General features: G+C 69.3%; 15 protein-coding genes. 13 read left to right on the top strand and 2 right to left on the bottom strand.

Translation table 11 applies throughout. From position 1 onward, the window contains the following. The first annotated feature begins 28 nt into the window (after nucleotides 1-28). Complete coding sequence (locus tag HCR12_RS10430) at nucleotides 29-961, top strand: hypothetical protein (RefSeq protein WP_166866138.1); 933 nt, start codon at nucleotides 29-31, stop codon at nucleotides 959-961. A 77-nt stretch (nucleotides 962-1,038) separates the two neighbouring features. Here the strand turns inward: HCR12_RS10430 and HCR12_RS10425 are convergent, their stop codons facing one another. Next, nucleotides 1,039-1,227: a hypothetical protein gene (locus tag HCR12_RS10425; RefSeq protein WP_166866135.1), complete on the bottom strand. Its 189-nt coding sequence runs from the start codon at nucleotides 1,225-1,227 to the stop codon at nucleotides 1,039-1,041. A gap of 138 nt (nucleotides 1,228-1,365) precedes the next feature. On the opposite strand from HCR12_RS10425, the gene HCR12_RS10420 reads away from it, so the two are divergent. From HCR12_RS10420 to HCR12_RS10410, 3 genes are read left to right on the top strand one after another with little or no spacing between them, the layout of a single operon-like run. Then, nucleotides 1,366-1,914 (top strand): TetR/AcrR family transcriptional regulator, encoded by a 549-nt coding sequence (locus HCR12_RS10420; RefSeq protein WP_166866133.1) that lies wholly within the window; start codon nucleotides 1,366-1,368, stop codon nucleotides 1,912-1,914. 10 nt (nucleotides 1,915-1,924) lie between these two features. Beyond that, the gene (locus HCR12_RS10415; RefSeq protein ID WP_166866131.1) at nucleotides 1,925-4,855 is read left to right on the top strand and encodes an MMPL family transporter; all 2,931 of its coding nucleotides are present in this window, start codon (nucleotides 1,925-1,927) and stop codon (nucleotides 4,853-4,855) included. Then, nucleotides 4,852-6,639: a YhgE/Pip family protein gene (locus HCR12_RS10410; protein WP_166866129.1), complete on the top strand. Its 1,788-nt coding sequence runs from the start codon at nucleotides 4,852-4,854 to the stop codon at nucleotides 6,637-6,639. The genes HCR12_RS10415 and HCR12_RS10410 overlap by 4 nt, the downstream gene beginning before the upstream one ends. A gap of 9 nt (nucleotides 6,640-6,648) precedes the next feature. Here HCR12_RS10410 and HCR12_RS10405 read toward each other — a convergent pair whose 3' ends face one another. Continuing rightward, nucleotides 6,649-7,533, bottom strand: a complete 885-nt coding sequence (locus tag HCR12_RS10405; protein ID WP_166866126.1) for a sugar phosphate isomerase/epimerase family protein — start codon at nucleotides 7,531-7,533, stop codon at nucleotides 6,649-6,651. 114 nt (nucleotides 7,534-7,647) lie between these two features. Here HCR12_RS10405 and HCR12_RS10400 point away from each other — a divergent pair, with 114 nt between their 5' ends. The 9 genes from HCR12_RS10400 (at nucleotide 7,648) to serA (ending at nucleotide 18,071) form a co-directional block, all read left to right on the top strand. After that, nucleotides 7,648-9,072: an alpha,alpha-trehalose-phosphate synthase (UDP-forming) gene (locus HCR12_RS10400; protein WP_166866123.1), complete on the top strand. Its 1,425-nt coding sequence runs from the start codon at nucleotides 7,648-7,650 to the stop codon at nucleotides 9,070-9,072. Next, a complete protein-coding gene (otsB, locus tag HCR12_RS10395; RefSeq protein WP_166866120.1) occupies nucleotides 9,069-9,857 on the top strand; it encodes a trehalose-phosphatase in 789 nt (262 codons plus the stop codon). Before HCR12_RS10400 ends, otsB begins: the two co-directional genes overlap by 4 nt. 44 nt (nucleotides 9,858-9,901) lie before the next feature. Next, the gene (ilvD, locus tag HCR12_RS10390; RefSeq protein WP_166866118.1) at nucleotides 9,902-11,626 is read left to right on the top strand and encodes a dihydroxy-acid dehydratase; all 1,725 of its coding nucleotides are present in this window, start codon (nucleotides 9,902-9,904) and stop codon (nucleotides 11,624-11,626) included. A gap of 253 nt (nucleotides 11,627-11,879) precedes the next feature. After that, entirely contained in the window at nucleotides 11,880-13,688 is a 1,809-nt protein-coding gene (locus tag HCR12_RS10385; RefSeq protein WP_166866116.1) for an acetolactate synthase large subunit, read from the top strand. A 6-nt stretch (nucleotides 13,689-13,694) separates the two neighbouring features. After that, nucleotides 13,695-14,204, top strand: coding sequence for an acetolactate synthase small subunit (gene ilvN, locus HCR12_RS10380; protein ID WP_166866114.1), 510 nt, complete (start codon nucleotides 13,695-13,697; stop codon nucleotides 14,202-14,204). Between the two features lie 32 nt (nucleotides 14,205-14,236). Further along, entirely contained in the window at nucleotides 14,237-15,262 is a 1,026-nt protein-coding gene (gene ilvC / locus HCR12_RS10375; RefSeq protein ID WP_166866112.1) for a ketol-acid reductoisomerase, read from the top strand. A gap of 246 nt (nucleotides 15,263-15,508) precedes the next feature. Beyond that, nucleotides 15,509-15,988 (top strand): hypothetical protein, encoded by a 480-nt coding sequence (locus HCR12_RS10370; protein ID WP_166866110.1) that lies wholly within the window; start codon nucleotides 15,509-15,511, stop codon nucleotides 15,986-15,988. After that, nucleotides 15,985-16,341 (top strand): hypothetical protein, encoded by a 357-nt coding sequence (locus HCR12_RS10365; protein ID WP_166866108.1) that lies wholly within the window; start codon nucleotides 15,985-15,987, stop codon nucleotides 16,339-16,341. The genes HCR12_RS10370 and HCR12_RS10365 overlap by 4 nt, the downstream gene beginning before the upstream one ends. A 134-nt stretch (nucleotides 16,342-16,475) precedes the next feature. Continuing rightward, entirely contained in the window at nucleotides 16,476-18,071 is a 1,596-nt protein-coding gene (gene serA / locus HCR12_RS10360) for a phosphoglycerate dehydrogenase (RefSeq protein WP_166866106.1), read from the top strand. The last annotated feature ends 117 nt before the right edge of the window (nucleotides 18,072-18,188 follow it).

Here is an 18,188-nt window from a genome sequence, read left to right as displayed (position 1 = left end):
GTTCTGAATCGATGCCGGGGGGCCGAAGATGCTGCATGACCTGAGTCTTCGGGGTGTCGGTCGCGGTTTCGCGGCTGTCGGCGCGATCGGCATGGGTGGAGTCGCTGCTGCTGGTGGCGCGCTGCCCGCAGCCGCTGCGGCGACGTGCGCGACGACGACGCCAGCGTCGACTCTTCTGAGCGGGGGCGAGCTGTGCGAGATCGTGATCACTCAATCGGGGACGTACAGCTTCCCCAACTCCATCGCGAAGCTCTCAGCCGTGCTGGTGGGCGGCGGCGCGGCGGGCGTCGTCGATGGGCCGAGCGCGGATGACTGGTGGAATTCCTACGGCGGCGGTGGCGGCGAAGTGACGTACATCGACGATGTCGCGCTCGGTGTCGACCACGAGGTCGTCGTGGGTGCGGGTGGCGAATGGGACACTGCATCGGAGGATGGGCAGTCGACATCGCTGGGGTCTGATGCCGCACAGGGCGCGACCGACACGGTGAGCGGCTCCGGGAACTCCGGCTCGGATATGGTTTACGACGTTCAGCCGTCGGAGCCAGAATTCAAGAGCGCTGGCGGGGGTGCGCGGACCGCCGGGGTTGCCGACCACGACACCGACGTGCTGACGGTGGGGGCGGGGTACTTCCTCTCCCAGATTCCCGGGGTCGACTCCGAGCTGTTCCCGGCGTCTGCCGACGGCGGAACCGAGTATGGACGCGGCGGTGTCTGGACCCTCGCTTCGGTGCCGAGCTCGGGACAGGGCGCGCCGGCGACGTTCGACAACCCCGACGGCATGGATGGTGTGGTGATTCTGCGCTACGCGGCCACCGAAGATGAGGCTGCCGTCGCGCCTGCGCTCGCCGAGACGGGTGCCGAGGTGCCCGCAGCGGCATTCGTCGGCTTCGCCGGCATCGCCGCGTTGGGCCTCGGACTCATGGCGTTCGCCCGCCGCGCGCGCCGCACAGCCGCGAACTGACTGAGCGAAGGCCGCCGACTCGGGGGAGTCGGGGCCTTCGTCGGATCCGGATGGCGTCCCGCTTCAGGTGCGGGAGGTCACCATTCGATCTCGTCGCGCTTGGATTCCTTGGCGACCGTGCCGACGGCGATCGCGACGGAGCATCCCCACGCGATCCACATGAGCGCCAGGCGCCAGTCGCGCGGGCCGTGCTGAGTCGCTTTGATGACGCCGACGGCGCCGAAGAGCGAGCTGATCACGCTGCCGTTGAACAGGAACTTGCGCACGGGGCCTCCTTGTTGGGTCGCCTCCCACGCTAGTACCCCGCATCCGGGCACCGCGAGGGGGTTGACGTTGCTGGGAATTCGCTCCTGGTCTGACCGCTTGGTCAAAACCTGACCGAGCGGTCAACTAGCCTCGGATGCATGCAGACGACAGCCACCGACCTGCGCACCGCCGCACTCGAGCAGTTCGCTGCCGCCGGCTACCTCGGCACCTCCATCCAGGACGTCGCCGACCGCGCCGGCGTCTCCAAGGCGAGCGTGCTGTACCACTACAGCTCGAAGGAAGCCCTCCTCGAAGCCGTGCTGGCACCCGCACTCGACGAGCTGCGCACGTTCGTGCCGCGCACGGCCGCGCTCTCGGGCGACACCGCAGAGCGCGTCGCCTACCTCTCCGACTTCGTCGACTTCCTCATGCGCAACCGACTCTCCGCGCAGATCTTCGTGACCCAGTCGGGCGTGCTCGGCGACCTGCCCATCGTGCAGCAGGCCCAGGAGATCATGGAGCGGATCGCCGACGAGCGATCGCATCGCTCGCTGGATGACCACGTTCGCTTCGCGATCGCCCTCGGCGGGGCCGCCTACCTGCTCGCGCAGATGGGACAGCTGCACCGGACGGGCGCCCCCGACGACGCGGATCTCCGCGCCTCCCTCATCCGCATCCTCGGCGAGCTGCTCGCCCCAGCCGCCTAAGGACCCCGTCATGGCCATCCTGCTCTCGCGCCTCGGGCGCTTCTCCTACCGGCACGGGCTCGCGGTCGTGCTCTCGTGGCTCGCGCTCGCCGCCCTCGTGCTCGGTGGTGCTGTCGCGCTCGGCGGCACCATGCAGGACTCGTACAAGATCCCCGGAACCGAATCGCAGGACGCCATCGACCGCCTCGCCGCGGTCTTCCCTCAGACGGCGGGCGCCAGCGTGCAGCTCGTCGTGCACGTGCCCGACGGCGTCGTCGATGAGGGAGCGATCGTCGACGACATCGACGCGATGGTCGCCGACCTGAACGACATGGATGACGTCGCCCAGGCGCTGTCGCCCTTCGACGAGTACGCCACGAACGCCGTCAGCGACGATCACCGCACCGCCGTGGTGCAGATCCAGATGACGGACTCGTCAGAGCAGGTCTCGGATGCGACCCTCGACGAGCTGCAGGAGATCGGGAACCAGATCGCCTCGGATGAGGTGGTCGTCGAATACGGCGGCATGGTCTTCCAGAACACGACGTTCGGCCTCACGGTCATCGAGGTGATCGGCGTGCTGTTCGCGGCCGTCGTGCTGCTTGTGACATTCGGCTCGCTGCTCGCGGCAGGCCTCCCGCTGCTCACCGCGATCGTCGCGCTCGGCGTCTCGATGGGCGGGGTGCTCGGCCTTGCTGCCTTCATGACGCTCTCCACGGCGACCCCCATGCTCGCGCTCATGATCGGCCTCGCGGTCGGCATCGACTACGCGCTCTTCATCCTCTCGCGGCACCGCACCCAGCTGGCCCGCGGCGTCGATCCCGAGGAGTCGGCAGCGACCTCCGTCGCGACCGCGGGCGGATCCGTCGTCTTCGCAGGCGTGACGGTCATGATCGCGCTCGTGGGCCTGCTCATCGTGGGCATCCCGTTCCTCGGCCTCATGGGCGTCACCGCCGCCGTCGCGGTGTTCATGGCGATGCTCGCAGCGCTCACCCTGCTTCCCGCGATCATGGGTCTGCTGGGGGAGCGCCTCATCCCGAAGCCCGGTTCGCGCGCGGCTCGCCGCGCCGTCGCCGAGCACGCCGACCCCCAGCGCGCCGTCGCCGAGCACTCCGCCTCCGCCTCCGCGCCGACGAAGAAGACCATGGGCGAGCGCTGGGTGGGCCTCGTCGTCAAGGCACCCGTCGTGTTCATCATCGGCGTGGTCGCGCTGCTCGGCGTCGCCGCCGTGCCCGCCGCCGACCTCGCGCTCGCCCTGCCCGACGGCAGCTCGATGACCGAAGACAACACCGCGCGCCGCGCTCACGACCTCACCGAGGAGGCGTTCGGTCCCGGCCGCAACGGCCCCCTCGTGATCGCCGTCGACATCACCCAGACGACCGACATCTTCGAGGACCTGGACGCGATCGCCGCCGAGGTGGCCGAGCTCGACGGCGTCGACTTCGTCGGCTCGCCGATCCCCAACCCCACCGTCGACACCGCGATCATCCAGGTCATCCCCGAGACAGGTCCGTCGGATCCCGCGACGACCGAGCTCGTGCACGCCATCCGCGACCTCGCCCCCGGCATCGAGGAGCGCTACGGCACCCCCATCTCGGTCACGGGCGCCACGGCTGTCGCGATCGACATCTCGAGCCAGCTCAACGGCGCCCTGCTGCCCTTCGGCCTCGTCGTCATCGGGCTCTCGGTGATCCTCCTGATGCTCGTCTTCCGCTCGATCGTGGTGCCCATAAAGGCCGCCCTCGGCTACCTGCTGAGCGTGCTCGCGTCGTTCGGCATCGTCGTCGCCGTATTCCAGTGGGGCTGGGGCGCCGAGGCGCTGCACGCCGTGCCCGGCCCGATCCTCAGCTTCATGCCGATCCTGCTCATGGCGATCCTGTTCGGACTCGCGATGGACTACGAGGTGTTCCTCGTGTCGGGCATGCGCGAGGCGTTCATCCATGGAGCGCCGCCGAAGCAGGCGATCGTGCGCGGCTTCTCGGAGGCGGCGCGCGTCGTCACCGCGGCAGCCCTCATCATGTTCTTCGTGTTCGCGGCGTTCGTGCCGGAGGGCGCATCCGTCATCAAGGTCATCGCACTGGGTCTCGCCGTGGGTGTCGCGATCGACGCGTTCCTCATCCGCATGACCCTCGTGCCTGCCGTGATGGCGCTCTTCGGACGCAGCGCCTGGTACCTGCCGAAGTGGCTCGACCGCCTGCTGCCGAACGTCGACGTCGAGGGGATGGGCCTGCGCGCCCACCTCGATGATGTGGCGTGGGCGCAGACGCGCGCGAGCGCCGGGGAGGCGGTCACGCTCGACGCGATCGTCGTCGGTGCGGAGGGTGCCACCGCCGGGCCGTATCGGGGATCCATCGCGGCGGGTTCGATCGCGCTCGTCGGCGGCGATGCCGCACGACGTCGCGTGCTCACGGCGACCGTCGCCGGGCGCCTGCCCGCCATCGAAGGTCGCGCGCAGGTGGTCGGTCGGCCCATCCCGAGCGAAGCCGGACGCGTGGAGCGTCTCGTGTCGTTCGCGGAGTTCGGGGGAGGCGCGCGCGATGTCGATGCCTCGCTCGGCGAGCTGCTCGAGGAGCGTCTGCGTGTCACCGGCCGCAGCTCCCGCGCCCACCGTCGCGCCGTGTCGTGGGTGGCCCGCATCCAGGACGTCGTCCGCGCTTCAGGCTCGAACGTGGCCGTCACCTGGCGCACCCCGCTCGGCGCCCTCCCGCCGCTCGAGCGGGCCATCGCGACCGTCGGCCTCGCCCTCAGCGAGCACACCCCCGTCGTCGTGATCGACTCCGTCGACCCGCTGCCGGGCACGGATGGCGGCGCCGGCTTCCTCGCCGCCGTCGACCGCCTCGCCCCCGCCGGCACCACCGTCATCCTCGGAGCCGCGAAAGCGGATCGCGCCGAGATCCCCGCACTCTCCCGGCCCGCGGCTGCGTTCCGCCCGGCCGAGCTCGCAGAAGGAGCACACCGATGAGCCAGGACAGCACCCAGCCCACGCGCGTCCGGCGGCCGTGGCGTCTCGTCGCCCTCATCGCCGCGGCCGTCGTGCCGCTCGCGTTCGCGGGGCTCACGATGGCGTCACTCGCCGACACCGAGGACGGCATCCACCGCATCCCCGCGGCGATCGTCAACAACGACGAGATGGTCACCCAGACCGCAGACGACGGCACCGAGACGATGGTGCTCGCCGGGCGTCTGCTCGTGACCGAGCTCACCGGATCCGACTCGCCCGGCATGCAGTGGCGGCTGAGCAACGCCGACGAAGCGGAGGAGCTGCTCGCCGCCGGCGAGGTGTACGCCGTGCTCACCATCCCGTCCGACTTCTCGGCGTCGGTGGTGTCGCTCTCGAGCACCGACCCGGTGCAGGCGCGACTCAGCCTCGAGACCGATGACGCCCACTCCTACCTCGCGGGGGCGGCCGCGCAGTCCCTCGGCGAGGGCATGGTCCGCACGTTCGGATCGCAGCTCACCGAGCAGTACATCTCGGGCATCTACACCCAGTTCGGCACCGTGGGCGAGGCGTTCACCACGGCGGCGGACGGCGCGACCCAGCTCGCCGACGGCGCCACGACCGCGGCGAGCGGCGCGACCGGCCTCGCCGACGGCGTCGACCAGTACACGAACGGCGTCGCCGCGCTCTCGCGCGGGCTGCAGACCATGACGCAGCAGACCGGGCAGCTCGGCACGCTCGGCAGCGGGCTGCAGGACTACATCTCCGGTGTCGGCAGCGCATCCGGCGGACTCACGCAGCTCACCGGTGCGATGGCGCAGGATCCGCGGTTCACGAGCGACCCCACGCTCGCCCCCTACCTGCAGCAGCTGCAGGCCATCAGCGGCGGACTCGCGACGGCGGCCCAGTCGGGCCCCGCGCTCTCGCAGGGCGCCGGATCTCTCGGTTCACTCGCCGACGGCATCGCGGACGCCGCGAACGGCGCGGCTCGGCTCTCTTCCAGCGGGCCCTCGCTCGATGCGGGCGCACGCGACCTCGCGACAGGGCTCGGGGAGCTCTCCACGGGGGCGACGACGCTCGCCGACGGACTCCAGAGCGGGGCGGCCCGACTCGACGGCACCGCCACGGTCCCGACCGGGGACGCCGCGGCCGTCGCCGCCGACCCCGTCGGGCTCGACGTGACGACCGTCAACCCGGTGTCCCAGATCGGGCAGGTCATCGGCACCTACTTCGTGCCGCTCGGCCTCTGGGTCGGCGCGCTCGCGATCTTCCTCGTGATGGCCCCGCTCAGCCGCCGCATCCTCGCGACGACCGCCGCCTCCGGGCGCGTGCTGCTGTCGGCACTCGCGCGCGCAGGCATCGTCGCGGCGGTGCAGGCCGTGCTGCTCGTGCTGCTCATGCACCTCGTCGCCGATGTGCAGTGGAGCCTGCTGCCGGTCACGCTCGCGTTCTCGCTCGTCGCAGCGACCGCCTTCACGGCCTTCCACCAGTTGCTCACGGTGGGCTTCGGTCGCGCAGGGCTCGTGCTCTCGCTTCTGCTGCTGTCGGTGCAGGTCGCCGCGGTCAGCGGGGTGCTGCCCGCTCAGGCGCTCGCCGGGCCGTTCAGCTGGCTCGGGGGCGCGCTGCCGCTCGGCTGGGCCACCACGGGTCTGCAGCAGATCGTCGCGGGCGGATCGGCGGCGGCGATCGCCGGAAGCATCGCCGCGCTCGCCCTCTTCGGGCTCGTCAGCATCGGACTCAGCCGCTGGGCGATCGGTCGGGCGCGGCGAGCGAACGCGCGCACCCTGCTGCTGCCCGCGACCGCGTAGCGGGAGCCGTCAGGCGCGGTCGGCGCGCTTCTGTGCGCGCCGCGCCTGACGGATCTTGAGCGGCAGGTTCATCTCGGCGTCGAGCGGCACGCGGGTGGCGTGGTCCTGGCTGAGGTGCTCGCGCGCGAACGCGACCGTCTGCTCGAGACGCTCGATGCGCACGGCCTCGTCCTTCTCCTTGCGCAGGCTCACCTCCGCGACGACGTTGCCTTCCCATCCGTTCGCGGCGAGATATTGCAGCGTCTCGGCGACCGGCTGGGTGCCTTCGCCGGGCAGCAGGTGCTCATCGAGCACCGCGCCGTCCGCGGCCGAGGTGGCGCCATCGCAGAGGTGGATGTGCCGGAGACGCGGGCCCATCGCCTTCGCGATCTCCAGCGAATCCAGCCCCGAGAGCGACGCGTGCGAGAAGTCGAGCGTCATCGCGTCGACATCCATGTCGAGCGGGTCGGGGCTCGGCGCGTACGCCTTCATCGCCTTGCCTCGCACCGTCCACGGGAACATGTTCTCCACCGCGACCTCGACACCCGAGTTCGCGGCGGTCGACCGCACGATCCGCTCGAAGTCCTGCGCGTAGCCGGACTGCCAGCGGAACGGCGGGTGCACGACCACCGAATCCGCGCCGACCGCGGCGGCCAGCTCGCCCGACTTCTCGAGCTTCACCTGCGGGTCGCGACCCCACACGAACGTCGTCAGCAGCAGCACGGGGGCGTGGATCGAAGCGATCGGCAGCTCGTACCGCGCGCTGATCTCGAGGAGCTTCTCGGCGTCCTGGGTGACCGGATCGTTGGTCACCATGATCTCCATGGAGTCGAAGCCTGCGAGCCGCGCAATGCGGAAGGCGTGCTCGACAGCGAACGGGTAGACGCATGTTGTGCTCATGCCGACGGAGATCACACGTCCACGCTAGTCATCCCTAAACGTGCGCGCACGAAGTCACAGGAATCGTCCAAAAGCAAGCCCCCCGAATCGATCAAGCGCGTGAGAAATCGTCTGTGTACGGTGGGGGGCATGGCCGACGAGACCTACAGCTTCGTCGTCGTGTCCAACCGACTCCCGGTCGACCGCGTCGTCGACACCGACGGCAGCTCCGGCTGGAAACCGTCGCCCGGGGGTCTTGTCACGGCGCTGGAACCCGTTATGCGCGAAGCCGATGGAGCCTGGGTGGGGTGGGCCGGCCAGCCCGACCTCGAGATCGGTCCGTTCGACCTCGACGGCATTCGGCTCATTCCGGTGCCGCTGTCCGAGTGCGATGTGGAGCTCTACTACGAGGGCTTCAGCAACGACACCCTGTGGCCGCTCTACCACGACGTCATCGCGCCCCCCAGCTACCACCGCGTCTGGTGGGAGCGCTACGTGCAGGTCAACCGCCGCTTCGCGGATGCGGCGTCCGCGGCAGCCGAGAAGGGCGCCACGGTGTGGGTGCACGACTACCAGCTGCAGCTCGTGCCGGCGATGCTGCGCGAGGACCGCCCCGACCTCACCATCGGGTTCTTCAACCACATCCCCTTCCCCGCATACGGGATCTTCTCGCAGCTGCCGTGGCGCACACGCATCCTCGACGGGCTGCTCGGAGCCGACGTCATCGGCTTCCAGCGCGCGATGGACGCGAGCAACTTCCAGCAGGCGGTTCGTCGTCTCAAGGGAGACGCCACCAAGGGCTCCATCATCGAAGTGCCGGAGACCAACGCGTCGCCGCACCGCCAGGTGGTCGCGAAGGCCTTCCCCATCTCGATCGATGTCGCCGGCTTCGAGGAGCTTGTGAAGCACCCGGATGTGCAGGCGCGTGCAAAGCAGATCCGCAGCGACCTGGGCGACCCGAAGACGGTGCTGCTCGGCGTCGACCGCCTCGACTACACGAAGGGGATCGGCCACCGCCTGAAGGCGTTCGGCGAGCTGCTGGAAGAGGGCCGCCTGTCGATCGAGGACGTCACGCTCGTGCAGATCGCGACGCCGTCGCGCGAGCGCGTGGAGAGCTACCGCCAGCTGCGCGACGAGATCGAGCTGAGCGTGGGGCGCATCAACGGCGACTACGGAACGATCAGCAAGCCGGCCGTGCGGTATCTGCACCACGGGTATCCGCGCGAGGAGATGGCCGCCCTGTACCTCGCCGCCGACGTCATGCTCGTGACCGCCCTGCGCGACGGCATGAACCTCGTCGCGAAGGAGTACGTCGCGGCGCGCATCGATGAGGATGGCGCGCTCGTGCTGTCGGAGTTCACGGGCGCCTCTGACGAGCTGAAGACCGCGCTGCAGGTGAACCCGCATGACATCGACGGCCTCAAGGACGCCATCATGCGCGCCATCGAGATGCCGCGCAGCGAACGCCGCAAGAGGATGCGCGCGATGCGCCGCCGGGTGACCGAGTACGACGTGAGCCGCTGGTCGGCGCTGTTCCTGTCAGCGCTCGACGAAGTGAGGTCGTCGCGTTCATGACCGGCCCGCTCCCAGAGGCTCTCGTCGAGGAGCTCCGCCGGATGGCGGACGTACGTCGACTGCTCGTCGCCCTCGATTTCGACGGCACCCTCGCGCCCGAGGTGGACCGACCCGAACACGCTCGTGCGCTGCCGGAAGCGCGGCGCGCTGTGCTGCGTCTGCTCGAGATGCCGCGCACGCGCGTCGCTCTCGTCTCGGGTCGTGCGCTCGCCTCCCTCATCGATGTCGCCGACCTTCCGGATGAGGCGCTGCTCGTCGGATCCCATGGCATCGAGCTGCGCCTCGACGACCCGCGTGCGCGCATCAGCCTCGACACCGCCGAGCTCGAACTGGTCGACGTGCTGCAGGAGGTGCTGAGCCAGGTCGCCGACTCGATCGACGACGTGTGGCTCGAGACGAAGCCAGCCGGGTTCGCCCTGCACACGCGACTCGCGACGGAGGCCGACTCGCGCCTCGCGCACCTCGTGGCGCTGCGCGAAGCGCAGGCGGAGATCGACGACCTCACGATCCGCACCGGCAAGAACGTGCTCGAGTTCGCGGTGCGCTCCACGACCAAGGGCGAAGCGGTCGAGCATCTGCGCCTGTACACCGCGGCCGACGCTGTCTTCTATGCGGGCGATGATGTGACCGACGAGGACGCCTTCGCAGCCCTCCAGCCTCACGACATGGGGCTGAAATCCGGCGACGGCGAGACGCTCGCCGGGTTCCGGGTCGCGGGGCCGGACGAGGTGGCGCACACGCTCACCGTGCTCGCCGACCTGCGCGCTGAGCGTCTGGGTCTCTGAGTCGGCGTCTCCCCGAGCATCCGCGCGGGAGTAACCTCATACGCATGGCGGAAAGCACTACCTCGGGCTCCAACGCGCCCATCGACCACAAGCCCCGTTCTCGCACCGTCACCGACGGCATCGAGGCGACCACGTCCCGCGGCATGCTGCGCGCAGTCGGCATGGGCGACGCGGACTGGAACAAGTCGCAGATCGGCATCGCGAGCTCGTGGAACGAGATCACGCCGTGCAACCTCTCGCTGTCGCGCCTCGCGCAGGCCGCGAAGGAGGGCGTGCACGCCGGGGGCGGCTACCCCCTGCAGTTCGGAACCGTGTCGGTCTCGGACGGCATCTCGATGGGCCACGAGGGCATGCACTTCTCGCTCGTCTCGCGCGAGGTCATCGCCGACTCCGTCGAGGTCGTCATGCAGGCCGAGCGTCTCGACGGCTCGGTGCTGCTCGCCGGCTGCGACAAGTCGATCCCCGGCATGCTCATGGCCGCCGCGCGACTCGACCTCGCCTCCGTCTTCCTCTACGCCGGATCGATCGCACCCGGCTGGGTGCGCCTGTCGGACGGCACCGAGAAGGACATCACCATCATCGACTCCTTCGAGGCAGTCGGCGGTGTCAAGGCGGGCATCATGTCCGAAGAGGACGCCCACGCGATCGAGTGCGCGTTCGCGCCCGGCGAGGGTGCCTGCGGCGGAATGTACACCGCCAACACGATGGCGTCGGTCGCCGAGGCCCTCGGCCTCTCGATCCCCGGATCGGCGTCGCCGCCCAGCTACGACCGCCGCCGCGACTACTACGCGCACCGTTCCGGCGAGGCGGTCGTCGAGCTGCTCCGTCAGGGCATCACCGCGCGCCAGATCCTCACCAAGAAGGCGTTCGAGAACGCCATCGCGGTCGGCATGGCGCTCGGAGGCTCGACCAACATCGTCCTGCACCTGCTGGCGATCGCCCACGAAGCCGAGGTCGACCTGACGCTCGAGGACTTCAACCGCATCGGCTCGAAGGTTCCGCACATCGGCGACCTCAAGCCCTTCGGGCGCTACGTCATGAACGACGTCGACCGCCGCGGCGGCCTCCCCGTCCTCATGAAGGCGCTCCTCGACGCGGGCCTCATGCACGGTGACGCGCTCACCGTCACGGGCAAGACGCTCGCCGAGAACCTCGCCGACATCGGACCCATCCCGCCGCTCGACGGCGACGTGCTGCGCACGCTCGACAACCCGATCCACGAGACCGGCGGCCTCACGATCCTGCACGGATCGATGGCTCCCGAGGGCGCGGTCGTCAAGACTGCGGGCTTCGACGCCGCGACGTTCGAGGGCCCGGCTCGCGTCTTCGAGCGCGAGCGCGCAGCGCTCGACGCCCTCACGAACGGCGAGATCGAGCACGGCGACGTCGTCGTCATCCGCTACGAAGGCCCCAAGGGCGGTCCCGGTATGCGCGAGATGCTCGCCATCACCGCGGCCATCAAGGGCGCAGGTCTCGGCAAGGACGTGCTGCTGCTCACGGACGGTCGCTTCTCGGGCGGCACCACGGGTCTCTGCATCGGCCACATCGCCCCCGAAGCCGTCGACGCCGGGCCTATCGCGTTCGTGCGCGACGGCGACCGCATCCGCGTCGACATCGCCTCGCGCTCCATCGAACTGCTCGTCGACGATGCGGAGCTCGCCGCGCGTCGCGAAGGCTGGGAGCCGCTCCCGCCTCGCTACACCCGCGGTGTGCTGGCGAAGTACTCCAAGCTCGTCCGCTCGGCCGCTGAAGGTGCCGTCACCGGCTGAGCCTCATCACCGCGACGCGGGGGTGTCGGGCCGAGGCCCTGGCACCCCCGTTCCGCGTCAGCTGGTCGCACGAACGTCGAGGCATGCCGGATCGGATAGCATTGCACCGATAGACACCCGGGTGGCACAACCAGTCCTGGCGTGGGCGCTCACCGCAACACCAGCGGTCTGCGACATCTGATCAGGGCTCCGGCGTCATTCGCGCGTTCCACGCCCTGGTTCCCACTGACTGCGACTTAGCCGGAAGGTCACTATGACGTCTTCACCTGCCCCATCCGCGCCTCCCTCTTCGGACAAGCGCGACGCCGCGCCGCTCATGACAGGATCGGGTCTCGTTCTCGCGAGCCTCGAGAAGCTCGGGGTCACCGATGTGTTCGGTCTTCCGGGCGGCGCGATCATGCCGTTCTACGACGAGCTCATGGCCTCGACCGCCATCCGCCACATCCTCGTCCGGCACGAGCAGGGTGCTGGCCACGCCGCTGAAGGCTACGCGTCCTCGTCGGGCAAGCTCGGCGTCTGCATCGCGACCTCCGGCCCCGGCGCGACCAACCTCGTCACGGCGATCGCCGACGCGTACATGGACTCGGTGCCGCTCCTCGCGATCACCGGACAGGTGTTCTCGACCTCGATGGGAACCGACGCGTTCCAGGAGGTCGACATCGTCGGCATCACGATGCCGATCACCAAGCACAGCTTCCTCGTGACCGACCCGGCGCAGGTGCCGGCGACCCTCGCGGCGGCGTACCACATCGCCACGACCGGCCGCCCCGGCCCCGTGCTCGTCGACATCACGAAGGACGCGCAGCAGAAGACGGCGCCGTTCGTGTGGCCCCCGAAGGTCGACCTCCCGGGCTACCGTCCCGTCATGAAGGCGCACGGCAAGCAGATCCAGGCCGCCGCCGACATGATCGCCGCTGCCTCGCGCCCCGTGCTCTACGTGGGCGGCGGCGTCATCCGCTCCGGTGCCTCGGCTGAGCTCCTGAAGCTCGCCGAGCTCACCGGCGCACCCATCGTCACCACGCTCATGGCGCGCGGCGCCTTCCCCGACTCGCACCCGCAGCACCTCGGCATGCCCGGCATGCACGGCGCCGTGCCCGCGGTTCTCGCGCTGCAGGAATCCGACCTCATCGTCTCGCTCGGTGCCCGCTTCGACGACCGCGTCACCGGCAAGGTGTCCGAGTTCGCTCCGGACGCTCAGGTGGTGCACGTCGACATCGACCCCGCGGAGATCGGCAAGATCCGCCACGCGGATGTGCCCATCGTGGGCGACGCGCGCGAGGTCATCATCGACCTCATCGACGCGTTCACCGGCGTCGACGAGAAGTCCGACCTCTCCGACTGGTGGACGCGCCTCAACCAGCTGCGCGCCAACTACCCCCTCGGCTACACCGAGCCCGAAGACGGGCTGCTGTCGCCGCAGCACGTCATCCAGCGCATCGGCGAGCTCTCCGGCCCCGAGGCGGTCTACGCCGCAGGCGTCGGGCAGCACCAGATGTGGTCGGCGCAGTTCGTCAAGTACGAGCGTCCGAACGCCTGGCTCAACTCGGGCGGCGCCGGCACCATGGGCTACTCGGTGCCCGCCGCGATGGGCGCCAAGGTCGCCCAGCCCGACCGTGTCGTGTGGGCGATCGACGGCGACGGCTGCTTCCAGATGACCAATCAGGAGCTCGCCACCTGCACGATCAACGACATCCCCATCAAGGTCGCGATCATCAACAACTCGTCGCTCGGCATGGTGCGCCAGTGGCAGACCCTGTTCTACGACGGTCGCCACTCGTTCACCGACCTCAACACGGGAGCCCTCGACGGAGATAACACCACCCGGATGGTGCCCGACTTCGTGAAGCTCGCCGACGCCTATGGCGCCCTCGGCATCCGCGTCACGAAGAAGGAGGACATCGACGCCGCCATCAAGCTCGCGCTCGAGACCAACGACCGGCCGGTCGTCATCGACTTCGTCGTCAGCCGCGACGCCATGGTGTGGCCGATGGTGCCTCAGGGCGTCGGCAATTCGCAGATCCAGTACGCCCGCGAACACGCGCCGGCGTGGGAAGAGGAGTAAGAACACATGTCGCACCACGTGCTCTCCCTCCTGGTCGAGGACAAGCCCGGTCTGCTCACGCGCGTCGCGGGGCTGTTCGCCCGCCGCGGCTTCAACATCAACTCGCTCGCGGTCGGACCGACCGAGATCGAGGGACTCAGCCGCATCACCGTCGTCGTCGACGTCGAGGATCTGCCGCTCGAGCAGGTCACCAAGCAGCTCAACAAGCTCGTCAACGTCATCAAGATCGTCGAGCTCGACCCCACGCAGTCGGTGCACCGCGAGCACCTGCTCATCAAGGTGCGCGTCGACAACACGACCCGCAGCCAGATCCTCGAAGCTGTGAACCTGTTCCGTGCACGTGTCGTCGATGTGGCGACCGATGCGCTCGTCATCGAGGTGACGGGCGACTCCGGCAAGGTGCAGGCGTTCCTGCGCGTGCTCGAGCCGTACGGCATCCGCGAGATCGCCCAATCCGGCCTCCTCGCGATCGGCCGCGGCGGCAAGAGCATCACCGAACGCGTTCACAAGAACTGACCCCCGAACCCCAACGAAACGAAGGACACACATTGGCTGAGATCTTCTACGACAAGGACGCCGACCTCTCGCTCATCCAGAGCAAGAAGGTCGCGATCGTCGGCTACGGCTCGCAGGGCCACGCCCACGCGCAGAACCTGCGCGACTCGGGCGTCGAGGTCGTCATCGCGCTCAAGGACGGCTCGAAGTCGGCCGCCAAGGCCCAGGAAGCCGGATTCGAGGTCAAGTCGGTTGCCGACGCCGCCGAGTGGGCTGACCTCATCATGATCCTCGCGCCCGACCAGCACCAGCGCTCGATCTACAACGAGTCGATCAAGGACAAGCTCACCGAGGGCAAGACGCTCGCCTTCGCGCACGGCTTCAACATCCGCTTCGGCTACATCGAGGCGCCCGAGGGCGTCGACGTGATCCTCGTCGCCCCGAAGGCCCCCGGTCACACGGTGCGCCGCGAGTACGTCGCCGGCCGCGGCATCCCGGACATCATCGCCGTCGAGCGCGACGCGTCGGGCCAGGCCTGGGATGTCGCCCTCTCGTACGCGAAGGCCATCGGCGGCACCCGCGCCGGCGTCATCAAGACGACCTTCACCGAGGAGACCGAGACCGACCTGTTCGGCGAGCAGGCTGTGCTCTGCGGTGGCACCTCGCAGCTCGTGCAGTACGGCTTCGAGACCCTCGTCGAGGCGGGCTACCAGCCGGAGATCGCCTACTTCGAGGTGCTCCACGAGCTCAAGCTCATCGTCGACCTCATGTGGGAGGGCGGCATCGCCAAGCAGCGCTGGTCGGTCTCCGACACGGCCGAGTACGGCGACTACGTCTCGGGCCCGCGCGTCATCGACCCGTCGGTCAAGGAGAACATGTCGGCCGTCCTCGCCGACATCCAGTCGGGCGCGTTCGCGAAGCGCTTCATCGACGACCAGGACAACGGAGCCGAGGAGTTCCTCGCCCTCCGCGAGAAGGGTGCCGCGCACTCGATCGAGGCCGTCGGCCGCGACCTGCGCGCCCTCTTCGCGTGGAAGCAGCAGGACGAGGACTACACCGAGGGTTCGGCCGCGCGCTGATCCTCGCCGTCACCTGACGCTCACGAAGGCGCCCCGGATTCGTCCGGGGCGCCTTTCGCGTCCCTGGGCGCCGCCGGACCCACCCGGAGAATCGTGCGAGATGGTCGTTTCACGGGCGGCGAAACGACCATGAGGCACGATTCTCGGGGTACGTGGGTTGTCGCGTTTGCGCGGCGTCGCTCATGAGCATCGACCCAGCGCTGGATGGCGAGCACCCCCCAAGGTGATTCGCGGCAGGATAGAGGGGTGAACACGCGCGCACCCGATCCGTTCGACGAGGACGACGAGGCTCTGCAGTGGGCGGGGGACGACGTCGCCGGGCGCGACGCCCCGCGGCTCGGCGGCTCCCTCGACAGTGACCCCGAATCCGATGCCGACGCATCCCATGAGGATCTCGACGACGCCGCCGACGCCGACGCTCCCGCGCGACGCGATGTGCCGACGCTCGCGGTGACTGCCGTCTTCGGCGTCCTCTACGCCGCCGTCACGCTCGGTTGGATCCTGTCGGTGCAGCTGCTCGGCTACCCCGCGATCGACCTGCCGGGCGAGATCATGTGGCAGTTCGGCGAGTTCCTCTCGCTCATCTCGGCCGGTGTGTGGTTCGCGGCCGTGCTCGCACTCACCCATGAGGGGATGCGCCGCCGCGCGCTCGTGCGCGCCGGATGGCTGGCACTCGGACTCGGTGTGCTCGTTCCTCTGCCCTACCTGCTGGGAGCCCTCGGATGACCGACGACCGCATCACCACCCTCGACTCCACCGACGAGCCGGTCTCGCGCATCGGCGCGATCGCCGTCGCCGTCGTGTTCGCGGCGCTCACCGGCTGGTTCCTGTACCAGGCGGCCGGCAACCTGATCAACACGCCCGTCGCATACGAGAACTTCGGATGGGCGGATCGTGTGCCGTGGGCGGTGCTCGTGCTCGGCGTCGCCCTGCCGGTCCTGTTCTACGTGGGGGCGCTCGTCGCGGTGCGACGGCAGCCGCTCACCAACCGCGTGCTGGTCTTCACGGCGGCACTCGCCGCAACGGCCGCCACCTATTTCAGCCTGTACGCGGTCGCGCTCTACCAGGTCACCAGCTGAGCGATGCCGGACCCCGGAGGGCGACCGTAACGGAATCCTGTGTCGGGTAGGCTCGACGTGCCGCGCCAGCGCAAGTCTCGGCGCACACCACCCGCGGCCAGCGGCCGCACCTCTCCCCGCACGAAGGAACCACTGTGGCCAAGCCGGTCGTCCTGATCGCAGAAGAACTGTCGCCCGCTACCGTCGAGGCCCTCGGTCCCGACTTCGACATCCGGAACGTGGACGGCACCGACCGCCCGGCCCTGCTCTCTGCTCTGTCTGAGGCGAGTGCCGTGCTCATCCGCTCGGCCACCCAGATCGACGCCGAGGCGCTCGCCGCAGCTCCCCAGCTGAAGGTCGTGGCGCGCGCGGGCGTGGGTCTCGACAACGTCGACATCAAGGCCGCGACGGCCGCAGGCGTGATGGTCGTCAACGCGCCCACGTCGAACATCATCAGCGCCGCCGAGCTCACGATCGGCCACATCCTGAGCCTCGCCCGCCACATCCCGGCCGCACACGCGAGCCTCGCCGCGGGCGAGTGGAAGCGCTCCAAGTACACCGGCACCGAGCTCTACGAGAAGACGGTCGGCATCATCGGCCTCGGCCGCATCGGCGCGCTCATCACGAGCCGCCTGCAGGCGTTCGGCGTCGAGGTCATCGCCTACGACCCTTACGTGTCGCCGGCCCGCGCCCAGCAGATGAACGTGCGCCTCGTGTCGCTCGACGAGCTGCTCGAGCAGGCGGACTTCATCTCGATCCACATGCCGAAGACTCCCGAGACCACCGGCATGATCTCGACCGAGCAGCTCGCCAAGATGAAGACGTCGGCGTACATCGTCAACGTCGCGCGCGGCGGCCTCATCGATGAGGATGCGCTCTACGAGGCGCTCACGGGCGGCGTCATCGCGGGTGCTGGGCTCGATGTCTTCAACGCCGAGCCGCCGGTCGACAAGAAGCTCCTCCCGCTTCCGAACGTCGTCGTCACGCCCCACCTCGGCGCGTCGACCGACGAGGCCCAGGAGAAGGCGGGCGTGTCGGTCGCGAAGAGCGTGCGTCTGGCGCTCGAGGGCGAGCTGGTTCCGGATGCGGTCAACGTCGCGGGCGGCATCATCGACCCGTTCGTGCGCCCCGGCATCGCGCTCGTCGAGAAGCTCGGCCAGGTGCTCGCGGCGGTCGCCGGTCACGGCGCGCTCACCGACCTCGAGGTCGACGTGCGCGGCGAGCTCGCCGCGTTCGACGTGAGCGTCTACCGTCTTGCGGCGCTCAAGGGCTACTTCACGAACCTCGTCACCGAGAACGTCTCGTACGTCAACGCGCCGCTCCTCGCCGAGCAGCGTGGGATCTCGTCGAGCCTCACGACGAACGAGGAGAGCAAGGACTACCGCAACACGACGACCCTCCGTGGTGTGCTCTCCGACGGCACCGCGATCGAGGTCGCGGGTACGCTCGCCGGCACCAAGATGACCGAGAAGCTCATCGGGCTGAACGGCTACGACATCGAGGTGCCGATCGCCGAGCACCACATCGTGATGTTCTACGCCGACCGCCCCGGCATCGTCGCGGTCTACGGCAAGGAGTTCGGCGACGCGGGCATCAACATCGCGGGCATGCAGATCGCGCGTCGCAGCGCGGGCGGCCAGGCGCTGTCGATCATCACGGTCGACTCGCCCGTTCCCGAGGAGATCCTCGAGCGCCTGCGCCAGGCGATCGACGCCGACGACGTGCGCGAGATCGACATCGTCGCCTCCTGAGGCGCGACGCATCCGACGTTCGGAAGGGCGGGGCTTCGGCCCCGCCCTTCCGCGCACCCAGGAGGGCGGTCTGCCTCCCGGCAACCGGCCCTCGCCCGCCCGGAGGCAGACGCCTAT

The sequence above is a fragment of the Salinibacterium sp. ZJ70 genome, from assembly GCF_011751865.2.
In the GTDB taxonomy this organism is placed as follows: Bacteria; Actinomycetota; Actinomycetes; order Actinomycetales; family Microbacteriaceae; genus Homoserinibacter.
The sequence above is the reverse complement of the archived record's forward strand: the minus strand, read 5'-3'. Positions and strand labels throughout refer to the sequence as shown.

Coding starts and splice junctions, on each gene's coding strand:
- HCR12_RS10430 (WP_166866138.1), top strand. CDS start 29: ATGCTGCATGACCTGAGTCTTCGGGGTGTCGGTCGCGGTTTCGCGGCT.
- HCR12_RS10420 (WP_166866133.1), top strand. CDS start 1,366: ATGCAGACGACAGCCACCGACCTGCGCACCGCCGCACTCGAGCAGTTC.
- HCR12_RS10415 (WP_166866131.1), top strand. CDS start 1,925: ATGGCCATCCTGCTCTCGCGCCTCGGGCGCTTCTCCTACCGGCACGGG.
- HCR12_RS10410 (WP_166866129.1), top strand. CDS start 4,852: ATGAGCCAGGACAGCACCCAGCCCACGCGCGTCCGGCGGCCGTGGCGT.
- HCR12_RS10400 (WP_166866123.1), top strand. CDS start 7,648: ATGGCCGACGAGACCTACAGCTTCGTCGTCGTGTCCAACCGACTCCCG.
- otsB (WP_166866120.1), top strand. CDS start 9,069: ATGACCGGCCCGCTCCCAGAGGCTCTCGTCGAGGAGCTCCGCCGGATG.
- ilvD (WP_166866118.1), top strand. CDS start 9,902: ATGGCGGAAAGCACTACCTCGGGCTCCAACGCGCCCATCGACCACAAG.
- HCR12_RS10385 (WP_166866116.1), top strand. CDS start 11,880: ATGACGTCTTCACCTGCCCCATCCGCGCCTCCCTCTTCGGACAAGCGC.
- ilvN (WP_166866114.1), top strand. CDS start 13,695: ATGTCGCACCACGTGCTCTCCCTCCTGGTCGAGGACAAGCCCGGTCTG.
- HCR12_RS10365 (WP_166866108.1), top strand. CDS start 15,985: ATGACCGACGACCGCATCACCACCCTCGACTCCACCGACGAGCCGGTC.